At 59.0% G+C, this 11,596-nt stretch carries 10 protein-coding genes; 8 read left to right on the plus strand and 2 right to left on the minus strand.

Annotation, left to right across the window (positions count from 1 at the left end; translation table 11 throughout):
• Position 1 precedes the first annotated feature (1 nt).
• On the minus strand, positions 2-421 hold the full coding sequence (gene gspG / locus OKF39_RS05425) for a type II secretion system major pseudopilin GspG (RefSeq protein WP_045630682.1): 420 nt from the start codon (positions 419-421) through the stop codon (positions 2-4).
• Between the two features lie 316 nt (positions 422-737).
• On the opposite strand from gspG, the gene OKF39_RS05430 reads away from it, so the two are divergent.
• The 8 genes from OKF39_RS05430 to OKF39_RS05465 all read left to right on the plus strand — a co-directional run bounded on the left by OKF39_RS05430 (position 738) and on the right by OKF39_RS05465 (position 10,707).
• Positions 738-2,567 carry a glycosyl hydrolase family 18 protein gene (locus OKF39_RS05430; protein WP_479983559.1) on the plus strand — a complete coding sequence of 610 codons (1,830 nt, stop codon included), beginning with the start codon at positions 738-740 and terminating at the stop codon, positions 2,565-2,567.
• A 365-nt stretch (positions 2,568-2,932) separates the two neighbouring features.
• The gene (locus tag OKF39_RS05435) at positions 2,933-3,652 is read left to right on the plus strand and encodes a FadR/GntR family transcriptional regulator (RefSeq protein ID WP_028012064.1); all 720 of its coding nucleotides are present in this window, start codon (positions 2,933-2,935) and stop codon (positions 3,650-3,652) included.
• A complete protein-coding gene (locus OKF39_RS05440; RefSeq protein ID WP_045259781.1) occupies positions 3,649-4,662 on the plus strand; it encodes an ABC transporter ATP-binding protein in 1,014 nt (337 codons plus the stop codon). Before OKF39_RS05435 ends, OKF39_RS05440 begins: the two co-directional genes overlap by 4 nt.
• Positions 4,659-5,741 carry an ABC transporter ATP-binding protein gene (locus OKF39_RS05445; RefSeq protein WP_063155395.1) on the plus strand — a complete coding sequence of 361 codons (1,083 nt, stop codon included), beginning with the start codon at positions 4,659-4,661 and terminating at the stop codon, positions 5,739-5,741. Before OKF39_RS05440 ends, OKF39_RS05445 begins: the two co-directional genes overlap by 4 nt.
• A gap of 2 nt (positions 5,742-5,743) precedes the next feature.
• A complete protein-coding gene (locus tag OKF39_RS05450; protein WP_028012067.1) occupies positions 5,744-7,258 on the plus strand; it encodes an ABC transporter substrate-binding protein in 1,515 nt (504 codons plus the stop codon).
• Between the two features lie 18 nt (positions 7,259-7,276).
• A complete protein-coding gene (locus OKF39_RS05455; RefSeq protein WP_028012068.1) occupies positions 7,277-8,218 on the plus strand; it encodes an ABC transporter permease in 942 nt (313 codons plus the stop codon).
• 2 nt (positions 8,219-8,220) lie between these two features.
• Positions 8,221-9,096 (plus strand): ABC transporter permease, encoded by an 876-nt coding sequence (locus OKF39_RS05460; protein ID WP_028012069.1) that lies wholly within the window; start codon positions 8,221-8,223, stop codon positions 9,094-9,096.
• A gap of 9 nt (positions 9,097-9,105) precedes the next feature.
• Positions 9,106-10,707: a gamma-glutamyltransferase family protein gene (locus tag OKF39_RS05465; RefSeq protein ID WP_047367565.1), complete on the plus strand. Its 1,602-nt coding sequence runs from the start codon at positions 9,106-9,108 to the stop codon at positions 10,705-10,707.
• A 56-nt stretch (positions 10,708-10,763) separates the two neighbouring features.
• Here OKF39_RS05465 and OKF39_RS05470 read toward each other — a convergent pair whose 3' ends face one another.
• Complete coding sequence (locus OKF39_RS05470; RefSeq protein WP_041911141.1) at positions 10,764-11,534, minus strand: amidohydrolase; 771 nt, start codon at positions 11,532-11,534, stop codon at positions 10,764-10,766.
• Between the last annotated feature and the right edge of the window lie 62 nt (positions 11,535-11,596).

Genomic DNA, 11,596 nt, shown 5'->3' on the forward strand with positions numbered 1-11,596 from the left:
GTCAGAACCCGTAAGTGACAGGCTTACCGTCTTTACCGCCGGAGGTTATTTCGACTTCATTAATGGCGTCTTTTGTCCGGGCGGGGTTATGCCACTGGTACGGATTGCCCCAGGGGTCTAACGGCACATGCTGGCTAAGATAAGGGCCATTCCAGTTTTGCGCGTTGGAAGGCTTTTCAGTCAGCGCTTTCAGACCTTGTGTTTCAGTTGGATAACTGCCGGTGTCGAGGCGATATTGCCCGAGTGCCTCAGCAAGCGAGCGCATCTGGCGCATGGCGGTTTTCTCCTTAGCCGAGTCGACATTTGAGAAGACTTTTGGCCCGACAAATCCTGCCAGCAGCGCAATAATCATCAGCACGACCAGCAGTTCAAGCAGGGTGAAACCACCCTGTTTTCGCATCACGTTTGTTGCATATTTCATTGAGAGCGTCCCTAGTTGGATAATAGTTGTGATTAATTCCTGAATTTTCCCTGATAAAAGAGCGGGAACACAGGTATGCCATCTTTTTTAATTGGTGAAGATGGGAAAATTAAATAAAGAAGCGTCTTACAGGATGCGAGAATTCTCCCGCGCTGTCGTTGAAGTATTTATTATAAATGCGAGAGATATTTCTTATTTAATGCGGAGGATTTCCTGATTCACCACTCTATTATCCCCAACGATCTCGGCGCTAAAAAAAAAGACAATTTGCGAGGTAATCCACAGGACTATCATCACAAAGCAATAAGGAACTTTGATGAAAAAACTTACATTATCTCTGTTAATTGGTAGCGCACTAATGGCGCAGTCGGCTTTCGCGGCGCAAGCACCGCGAGCGGTCACCTATCTGACCTCCTGGGGTGTTCCGGTCGAGTCCGTTGAGGATATGAAAGAGGTGAAAGCGGATACGTTCCTGCTTTCATTTGGTGGCTGGGATGCAAGCGGTAAGCTGTCCAGTTCCGATAATATTGTTGCAGTACCACAATATGATCCCTGGTACATTAATGCGCCAGCCTATGTCGTGTGGAGTCAGCTGAAGCTGGCGCACCCGGAGAAAAAAATGATGCTGGCGCTCGGCGGCGAGACGTATTCCGCGATGTGGTCTTATCTGAATAACGCGCAAACGCGAGAAACGCTGGCGCAGAATCTGGTGAATCTGCTGAATACCAACTTCCCGGTATATAAAAAGAACCTGAAGCCGGAAGAGATGGTTGGGGAATGCCTGAGCGCCGACTGGCAAGGCAAATGTAATATGGCGAACTACCAGAAGGCGGGTACCGTTCAGCTTGACGGCATCGATTTTGACTTTGAAAAGCCCGATCGCGTCACGCCAGAGGAAAACGCAAACCTGCTGGATCTGGCTGAACGGGTTCGTAGCAAGCTCAATGCGTCCGGCAGCAAAAAGCTGCTGAGCCTGACCACCTATCACGTTGGTGCTGACCCGAAGAACTGCACCAACAGCGCGGTAACCGAGAATTGTTCCTTCGTTGAGGCGGCTCGCTCTTCACACCATGGCGAAGTTCTGCCGCTGCTGACGCAGGGGAAAAACGTTTTCGATTTCTTCAACGTCATGGCCTATGACGCCGGCCCACGCTTTAAGTATGACGTGGCGATGGCTAACTACGCCCGGGCGGTGGGTGATAAGAGCAAAATCGTTCTCGGTCAGACCATCAACTCCCAGTGGGGGCCAGAAGGTCGCTTTGTTGAAAACCGACAGAACAACGTAAACCGTGCGGGCTGGCAGGCGGAAAACGGCTATGGTGGGTTCTTTATCTGGACGTTGGGTTCAAACGATCAGCAGCTGTCCATCCCGCAGCAGGTTGACTATTTCAATGAAATGAAAGAGCGCGCGGACCTGATGTCGCCTGAACGCCCGCAGGATACCGTCGCGCCAACTGCGCCAGCAGGACTGAAGGTGCTGAACAATGGCTTGACTATCACCCTTGCCTGGCAGCCCTCCACCGATGACCGTGGCGTAGTGGGATATGACATCTACCGTAATGACATCAAAGTCGGGTCTTCAACGGACACCCAGTGGACCGATAATGCAGTAGAGACCGGCGGTGTGGTGTACCACTACAGCGTGAAAGCACGTGATGCAGCGAACAATATCTCTGAAAGCAGCAACGTGGTTAAGGTAGAAACCGTACAGGTCGAAGAGGGACGTCCTGACGCGCCAGGCGGCCTGGCCCTGGTTTCTTCGACGGAAAACAGCCTGACGGTGAAATGGAATGCGGTAGACAACGCGGTGAAATACCACGTACTACGCGATGGGGCGGAGTTACTCACCGTAAGCGGAACGCAGATCTTCGACAGCGGCCTGCGCGCGGGAACAACCTACAGCTACCAGGTGATCGCCGAAAATGCCAAAGGTCATCAGTCTCTCGCCAGTACACCGCTTAAAGCCACGACGAAAGAGGGGTCTGTGACGCCTGAGCCGGAAGGCGAGTGGAAAGTCGGTACGCGCTATAAGACTGGAGAAATTGTCACGTATAACGGCACACAGTATCGCTGCGTGCAGGGGCACACGTCTCAGTCCGACTGGGCGCCGACTGCGGCTGCGACGCTTTGGCAGCCTGTTCCTTAATCTTTCGCGGCCCTCGCAAGGGGGCCATTTTCAGGCGTAAGCACGCCTTATTTATTACTTTTTGTTAACTTATTGTTATCATTTATAGTGCAAAAAATTAACAATGGCACTATTGTAGTGCGATATTTGCACTGTTTTTGTGCGTTTCATGTTCTTTTCTGGCCTTTATCGTCTCAGGATGCCGCTTGCATCTGTAACAATACGTTGCTGTAACCCCTTCATTTAATATCGCTTTTTTAAATCTCTTTTGAACCATTAAAAAATTGGTTCGTTTATTGCTTAATCATTAGCACGATAAGTAGCACGTCATATCAATAACTTATCGTTCATAAAAAGAAAATAACGATGATAGTGAGCGAACCAATATGGAAAAACCGTCACGGTTTCTGGCCAATTCCAGCACCGCGCTTGAGCAACTGCGCGGGCTAATCAACCAGCATGAGTCAACACCAGGCACTCCGCTGCCCACGGAACGTGAGCTGTCGGAAACACTCGGCGTAGGACGACGCGAAGTGCGTCGCGCGCTGGACGTGCTGGAAGAAGAAGGGCGGATCTGGCGTAAACAGGGCAAAGGCACCTTTATTGGTCCGGCTGCCCCTGTTGAACCGCTGGCCCTTCAAGGATTGGTTCAGCAGACCAATCTGCTGGAAGTGATGGAAGCTCGTATACAGATCGAACCCGGCTTAGCCCGGCTTGCGGCACTGCGTGCCACCAGGGAAAACCTCGCGCTCATGCAGCGCATGCTGGAACGCATCGACAAGGTCAGCCCGGATGACCGCGATCTCAATGAACTCTGGGATAGCGCCTTTCACCGCGCCATTGCCGAGGCGGCGGGCAATCGCCTGATGCTCGGCCTGTTTGACGCCATTGACGCCGTGCGGCGCGAACCCGGCTGGCAGCATCTGCGTGAATTAGCCCGCACGCCCGAACGTGTCGACAGCTACAACGACCACCATCACAAGATCATGTCCGCGATTATCCATCGCCAGCCTAATGAAGCAGCGGCCGCCATGCGCGAACACCTGCTCAGCCTGCAAAACGCCCTGATTCAGGCGATCCACCTTGAGGACGATTTCACGCTATGACGACGATCCCGTTTAAGGACTCCACGCCTGTACTCCGGCTGAATAATCTCAACGTTAAGTTTTCCGGCTCGCCGGTCAGCGTCCTGGACGGCATTTCCCTGACGGTCAAAGCGGGCGAAACGCTGGCGCTGGTGGGGGAGTCCGGCTGCGGGAAAAGTATCACCTCACTGGCGCTGATGGGTTTACTGCCCGCCAGCGCGCAGATTGTCAGCGGCGAGATGCAGTTTCGCCGCCACGACCTGCGCAAGCTTTCGCCGCGGGAGTATGCCGACCTGCGCGGGAGCGAGCTGGCGATGATTTTCCAGGAGCCGATGACCTCGCTCAATCCGGCCTTCACGTTAGGCGATCAGCTCAGTGAAGCGGTCATGCGTCACCAGAACGTTACGCGCCCGGAGGCGATGAAGGTCGCGCTGCAGATCCTTGAGAAGGTGCAGATCCCGGCGGCGGAGATGCGCCTCAAGGCGTATCCGCACCAGCTTTCCGGCGGCATGCGCCAGCGCGTGATGATTGCCATGGCCCTGATCAACCACCCTAAACTGCTGATTGCCGACGAACCCACCACCGCGCTCGACGTCACCATCCAGGCGCAAATCCTGACCCTGCTGAACACTCTAAAAGAGGAAACCGGCACGGCGGTGCTGATGATCACCCACGATTTGGGCGTGGTTGCCGAAGTCGCCCAGCAGGTGGCAGTGATGTACGCCGGGCAGGTGGTGGAGCAGGGGAGCGTTGAGGCAATATTCGCTGACCCGCAGCACCCGTACACCATCGGCCTGATGGGCTCGATCCCTTCGCTGGGCGCACGCAAAGGCCAGCTCTCCACCATTCCCGGATCGGTCCCGCTACCGGAATCCATGCCGCAAGGCTGCCGTTTCGCGACGCGCTGCCCGTTTGCGCAGTCGCGCTGTCATGATGAAAAACCGCAACTCACTACGCTCGGCGCGGGCCATCAGGTCGCCTGCTTCCGCGTGCCGCTCGAACACCACATTGCCCTGGGAGAGACCGCATGACCACGCCCATTCTTGAAGCCCGGGACCTCAGCAAGCTTTTCCCCGGTCCGAAAAAACTCTTTTCCCCGGCCCGGTTTGTCACGGCGGTCGATCGCGTTTCGCTTGCCGTGATGCCGGGCGAAACGCTGGCGATTGTCGGCGAGTCCGGTTCCGGGAAATCCACCCTCGGCCGTCTGCTGCTGCGTCTGCTGGCCGCCAGCGAAGGACGCGTGTTTTATCAAGGGGAGGAGATTACCCACGCTACAGGCGCACGTCTGAACCAGCTCCGGCGCGAGCTGCAGATTATTTTTCAGGATCCTTTTGCCTCGCTGAACCCGCGCATGACGGTGGAGCAGATCGTCGGTGAGCCGCTGTGGCTGCACCAGAACATGAAGAAAGCGGACCGTCAGTACCGCGTCGCGGAGCTGCTCAAGACCGTTGGCCTGCCTGCCGCCTGGGCCGGGCGCTATCCGCACGAGTTTTCCGGCGGGCAGCGCCAGCGTATCGGCATTGCCCGCGCGCTGGCTTCGGGGCCAAAGCTGCTGCTGGGCGACGAGCCGGTTTCCGCGCTGGATGTGTCGGTGCAGGCGCAGGTGGTTAATCTGCTGGAGAGCCTGAAGCACCAGCTGGGGCTGACGATGGTGATCGTCGCCCACGGTCTGGCGGTGATCCGCCACATGAGCGACCGCGTGGCAGTGATGTACCTTGGGCAGATCGTTGAGCTTGCCACCGTCGACGAGATCTTTGACGCACCGCTGCACCCTTACACCCAGGCGCTGATCGCCTCGGCGCCGCAGATGCAGCCGGGTATTGAGCGCGACGCGCCGCTGCTGCAGGGGGATCTGCCGAACCCGGCGAACCCGCCGTCGGGCTGTCGCTTCCACACCCGCTGCCCGTACGTCACTGACGAATGCCGCCAGGTCGAGCCGATTAATCAGGTGTTCGACGGCGGGCGTCAGGTTGCCTGCCACCGCTGGCAGGAAATTAACCGCGATCGCAGCGTTATCCAGATCGCACCGCCATCCGCAGCCTTTCTGCGCCGCCGCGCGCTGTTTGAACACGCGGCCACTCACTCCTCCCTTCCTTCAAGGAACTCATGATAATGACAATGCGTAATTCTCTTTTGACCGTACTGGGAAGTGTTATGTTGCTTGGCGCGGCGCTGCCCGCCCATTCTGAAAGCGTGCTGCGAATCGGCCTGGGGGCAGACCCGGACATGCTCGACCCGCACCTGGCGCGCACCTACTATGGCCGCTTCGTGTTTGCCTCCCTGTGCGACAGGCTGGTGGACGTCGACGAGCATCTGAAGGTCGTGCCAGGTCTCGCGAAATCGTGGGCCTGGAGCGCCGACGGCAAAACGCTGACCATGGATCTGCGCGAAGGCGTGACCTTCCATGACGGAGAGAAATTCGATGCCGCCGCCGCGAAATACAACCTCGACCGCGCCCTAACCCTCAAAGGCTCCCTGCGGAAAAGCGAGATCTCCTCCGTGGAATCGGTAGAGGTCACCGGCCCGATGCAGATAGCGCTGCACCTGAAAACGCCGGACGCCGCGCTGCTGATGCAGCTTACCGACCGCGCGGGCGCGATGATGGCGCCCGAGGCTGCGAAAAAGCCTGACTTTGCCGCCCATCCGGTCTGTTCCGGCCCGTACAAGTTCGACAGCCGCGTGTCGCAGGACCGCATCGTTCTGACCCGCTTCGACAACTACTGGAACAAAGGCGCCTACCACTTCGACAAAATTATCTATCTGCCGATCCCGGATGCCTCCGTGCGTCTGGCGAACCTGCGCGCGGGCGATCTGGATCTGACCGAAGGCATCGCCGCCAGCGACGTCAAAACCGTCGAAGCCGACAGCAAGCTGGCGCTGGCTAAGGTCACCGGCCTGGGCTATCAGGGGATCACCTTCAATATTAACAACGGCAAGGTCCCGGCGAACGATCCGTTCAAAGATGCCCGCGTGCGCGAGGCGTTTTCTCAGGCCATCGACCGCGATGCGTTAAACCAGGTGGTCTTCGAAGGCCTCTACACCCCGGCAAACCAGGCGTTTTCGACGGTCAGCCCGTATCACGTGAATCTGCCGGTTCCGCCGCGCGACGTTGATAAAGCCAAAGCGCTGCTCAAAGCGGCAGGCGTCACCGCGCCGCTGACCGTCAACCTGCTGGTGCCGAACAACCCAACCTCGCAGCAGGTGGGTCAGGTATTGCAGGCGATGGTCGCCGAGGCCGGGTTCACGCTGAACCTGCAGATGACCGAATTTGCCACGCTGCTGGATCGCCAGCAGAGCGGTGATTATCAGCTGAGCTTCTCCGGCTGGTCGGGTCGCCCGGATCCGGACGGCAGCATCTACGGCTTTATCCACAGCAACGGCACGCTTAACGATGGCCGTTACAGCAACGCGCAGGTCGATGAGTGGCTGACGCAGGCGCGCCAGAGCACCGACCAGGCCGCCCGCCAGCCGCTGTATGACAAGGTGGTGAAGCAGCTGCAAACCGACATGCCGATTGCCTATCTCTACTTCGAGCCGCGCATTTTTGGCCTGAACAAGCGCGTGCAGGGCTTTAAGCCTTACCCGGACGGCATCGTGCGTCTGGCGGGTTTGACGCTGGCCAAATAAACGTCCTGAGGAGAACCCATGCTGGAACTGATTTGCAAACGTCTGCTGCTGGCCGTCCCGACGCTATTGCTGGTGAGCATGATGGTGTTCGGGCTGCAAAAGCTGCTGCCCGGCGACCCACTGATTGCGATGGCCGGTGAGGAACGCGATCCGGCGGTGATCGCCCAGCTGCGCGCGGAGCTGAACCTGGATGCGCCGATCCCGGTTCAGTATTTCCACTGGCTGACGCGGGCGCTGCAGGGCGATCTGGGCGTCTCCTTGCGCACGCACGAGCCGGTGACCGAGCTTATCGCCAGCAAGCTGCCGGTTACGCTAGAGCTGTCGCTGCTGGCGATGATTATTGCGCTGGTGTTTGGCATCAGCATGGGGATCCTTGCGGCGGTGAACAAAAACAGCTGGGTCGATCACGGGGCGAACTTCGTGGCGATCTCAGGGATCTCTATTCCCCACTTCTGGCTGGGGATCCTGCTGATTCTGGTCTTCTCGGTGAACCTGCAGTGGCTGCCCGCGTCCGGCTACGTGCCGTTCAGTGAAGATCCGCTTCAGAACCTGCGCACGCTGCTGCTGCCCGCGTCCGTGCTCGGAACCGGGCTGGCGGCGACGCTGATGCGCCATACCCGCGCGTCGATGATTGCGGTGCTGAAAGCGGATTATATCCGTACCGCACGCGCCAAGGGGCTGCTGCCGAAGGCGGTCATTCTAAAGCACGCGTTTCGCAACGCGCTGGTGCCGGTGATCACCCTCACCACGCTGCTGTTCGGCGAGCTGCTGGGCGGCGCGGTGCTGACCGAGCAGGTGTTCACCATTCCGGGCTTTGGCAAGATGATCGTCGACTCGGTGTTCAACCGTGACTACGCGGTGGTGCAGGGCGTGGTGCTGATCGTGGCGATCGGCTTCCTGCTGCTCAACCTGCTGGCCGACGTGCTTTACGTCCTTATCAACCCGAAAATGCGAGGTTAACGATGGCGGAACTGACGACGCAAACCGTAGCCCCCGCGCTGCCGCGCGCGCAGAACCGGGTGCTGAAGAAATTCCTCGCCAATAAAAGCGCGGTGATTGGCGCGCTTGTGGTGGGTTTCTTTGTGCTGGTGGCGCTGCTGGCGCCGTGGATCGCCCCGTTTGACCCGGTTAAAGCCAACTTCCTCGCGGTGCGCAAAGCGCCGTCAGCGATGTACTGGTTCGGCACCGACGAGCTGGGGCGTGACATTTTGTCCCGCATTATCTGGGGAGCGCGAACCTCGCTGATGGCGGGCTGTATGTCGGTGGTTATCGCGGTGGTCATCGGCGTGCCGCTGGGGCTGGTGGCGGGCTACTTCCAGAAGATGTGGGACGGCGTCATCTCGCGCTTTATCGAGGCGCTGCTGGCCTGTCCGTTCCTGATCATGGCGATCGCGCTGGGGGCATTTTTAGGCCCGAGCCTGACCAATGCGATGATCGCCATCGGTCTTTCGGCGATGCCGATCTTCGCCCGCCTGACGCGCGGGCAGGTGATCGCCATTCGCAACGAAGAGTACATCGACGGCGCGCGGGCGATAGGCCTGCCGGATCGCTGGATCATCATTAAATACGTTCTGCCAAACGTGATGTCGCCGATCCTGGTTCAGGCCACGCTGGCCATTGCCTCGGCGATTATTGCCGAAGCCAGCCTGTCGTTTTTAGGGCTGGGGCAGCAGCCGCCCAATCCGTCCTGGGGGTCCATGCTTAATACCGCGAAAGGTTTCCTTGAGCAGGCGCCGTGGATGTCCGTTTTCCCCGGCGTGGCGATTTTCCTTGCCGTGCAGGGCTTTAATTTACTTGGCGACGGGCTGCGCGATGCGCTCGATCCGCGCCACGACTAAGGAGTCATGATGACCAAAGCGCTTGATTTTACATCCGGTTACGCTTCACGCCGCCCGCCGATGATGGGCCACAACGCCGTTGCCACTTCGCAGCCGCTGGCGGCGCAGGCGGGAATGAAAATGCTGCAGCTGGGTGGCAACGCCGTCGATGCGGCCATTGCCACCGCCATGGCGCTGACCGTTGTCGAGCCGACCGGCAACGGCATCGGCAGCGACGCCTTTGCCATCGTCTGGGACGGTGAAAAACTTCACGGCCTCAACGCGTCCGGGCGCTCGCCGGCCAGCTGGCATGCGGATCTGTTTGCCGGTAAAAGCGCAGTGCCGGAAATCGGCTGGGACGCGGTGACGGTGCCGGGTGCGGTGTCGGGCTGGGTGGCCCTGGCGGAACGCTTCGGCACGCTGCCGCTGACCACGCTGGCGCAGCCTGCGATTGACTACGCGCGCAACGGCTTCCCGGTCTCGCCGCTGATTGGTCATCTCTGGCAGCGCGGCTATAACAAGCTGAAAGATCAGCCGGGCTTTAGCGCCTGCTTCGCGCCGGAAGGCCGCGCCCCGCGCGTGGGGGAGATCTTCCGTAATCCAGCGCAGGCTCATTCGCTGGAGCTGATTGCCAAAACCAACGGTGAAGCCTTTTACCGCGGCGAGCTGGCGCAGAAAATTGCCGCCTTCGCCCAGGAGCACGGCGCGCACCTGTCAGCGGAAGATCTGGCAAACCATCGCGTGGACTGGGTTGACCTGCTGTCGCGCGACTTCGCGGGCGGCTCGGTACAGGAGCTGCCGCCAAACGGCCAGGGGATCGCCACGCTGATTGCGCTCGGTATTCTGGAGCAGTGCGGCATTGAGAAACATCATCCGGACTCCGTGCAGTCTCTGCACTTATCCATTGAAGCCATGAAGCTGGCGCTGGCGGATCTCGACCGCTACGTGGCGGATGAAGAACATATGGAGTTCGCAGCAAAAGAGCTGCTGAGCGACCACTATCTGAAGTCGCGTGCGGCGCTTATCGATCGCGATAACGCCTCTGACTTTGTGTACGGATCACCGACGCAGAGCGGCACGGTCTACATCAGCACCGCGGACGCCAGCGGGATGATGGTTTCGTTTATCCAGTCCAACTTTATGGGCTTCGGTTCAGGCATTGTGGTGCCGGATACCGGAATCAGCCTGCAAAACCGCGGCTGCGGCTTTGTGCTCGATCCCAAACACCCGAACGCGCTGGCGGGCAGCAAGCGTCCTTTCCACACCATCATTCCGGGCTTTGCGATGGACGGCAACGGCCAGCCGCTGATGTCCTTCGGCGTGATGGGCGGCCCGATGCAGGCGCAGGGGCATATGCAGATGGCGCTGCGCATCATGCTGCACGGGCAAAACCCGCAGGCGGCCATCGACGCGCCGCGCTGGCGCGTGGTGCAGGGCAGGGAAGTGATTGTTGAATCGACGTTTGATCGCAACACCATTGCCGCGCTGCGCGAGCGCGGGCATCAGATCGTGGTGGAAGATCCGCTCCAGGATTACAACTTCGGCGGTGCGCAGGTGATCTATCGTATGCCGGAGGGGCACTACGTGGCCGCGACGGAGAGCCGCAAAGACGGGCAGGCGTTAGTGAGTTAAAAGAAGCGAGCAACATTGGTAGGCCGGGTAAGGCGTAGCCGCCACCCGGCATTTTTTCACCCAATGCTAAACGGATCCGCATCCTGCCACGCCGGAAACTTCTCCCGATACTCCTTCAGCGCCGTTAACGATAATTCAGCATCAATGCGCGTCGCCTGATGCGGTTCGGCGGTGGCAATAATCTCGCCCTGAGGGTTCACCACCCGGCTGTCGCCGCGGTAGTGGTGGCCGTTGCCGTCCGTCCCCACGCGGTTACAGCCCACCACGTACGCCTGGTTTTCAATCGCGCGAGCCACCAGCAGCGCCTGCCAATGCAGCGAGCGCGGCGCGGGCCAGTTGGCGACGTACAGCGCCAGGTCGTAATCGTTGCGGTTGCGCGACCATACCGGGAAGCGCAGGTCGTAGCAGACCAGCGGCAGAATACGCCAGCCGCGCCACTCGAACACCACGCGTTCGTTACCGGCTTCATAATGATGATGTTCATCGGCCATGCGGAACAGGTGGCGTTTATCGTAAAAATGCACCTTTCCTTCCGGCTCAACCAGCAGGAAGCGGTTCACCGGGCCGCGTTCCGTCTGCAGTGCGGCGCTCCCGGCGATCAGCGCGTTGGTTTGCTGCGCTTTGGCATGCATCCAGGCGACCACCTCTTCCTGGGGCATCGACTGTTTCGCCGCTTCCATCGCGAAGCCGGTGGTAAACATCTCCGGCAGGACAATCACATCTCGCCCGGTAATCTCTTCCAGTTGACGATCAAAGTGGCGCAGGTTGGCAGGGCCATCCATCCACACTAAAGGCTGCTGCAAAATCGAAATCTTCAAACCAGGCACGATACAGACTCCTCAAACGACCCCTTTTTGACACTGTAGCACGTCATTACGAGAAAATGTGG

This window comes from Enterobacter cloacae complex sp. HYC042_NIDB (genome assembly GCF_056673315.1).

What these genes read in the sequence shown, in the direction of transcription:
- OKF39_RS05445 (WP_063155395.1), top strand. Translation starts at nt 4,659, where the DNA reads ATGACCACGCCCATTCTTGAAGCCCGGGACCTCAGCAAGCTTTTCCCC.
- OKF39_RS05450 (WP_028012067.1), top strand. Translation starts at nt 5,744, where the DNA reads ATGACAATGCGTAATTCTCTTTTGACCGTACTGGGAAGTGTTATGTTG.
- OKF39_RS05440 (WP_045259781.1), top strand. Translation starts at nt 3,649, where the DNA reads ATGACGACGATCCCGTTTAAGGACTCCACGCCTGTACTCCGGCTGAAT.
- gspG (WP_045630682.1), bottom strand. Translation starts at nt 421, where the DNA reads ATGAAATATGCAACAAACGTGATGCGAAAACAGGGTGGTTTCACCCTG.
- OKF39_RS05465 (WP_047367565.1), top strand. Translation starts at nt 9,106, where the DNA reads ATGACCAAAGCGCTTGATTTTACATCCGGTTACGCTTCACGCCGCCCG.
- OKF39_RS05460 (WP_028012069.1), top strand. Translation starts at nt 8,221, where the DNA reads ATGGCGGAACTGACGACGCAAACCGTAGCCCCCGCGCTGCCGCGCGCG.
- OKF39_RS05430 (WP_479983559.1), top strand. Translation starts at nt 738, where the DNA reads ATGAAAAAACTTACATTATCTCTGTTAATTGGTAGCGCACTAATGGCG.
- OKF39_RS05435 (WP_028012064.1), top strand. Translation starts at nt 2,933, where the DNA reads ATGGAAAAACCGTCACGGTTTCTGGCCAATTCCAGCACCGCGCTTGAG.
- OKF39_RS05455 (WP_028012068.1), top strand. Translation starts at nt 7,277, where the DNA reads ATGCTGGAACTGATTTGCAAACGTCTGCTGCTGGCCGTCCCGACGCTA.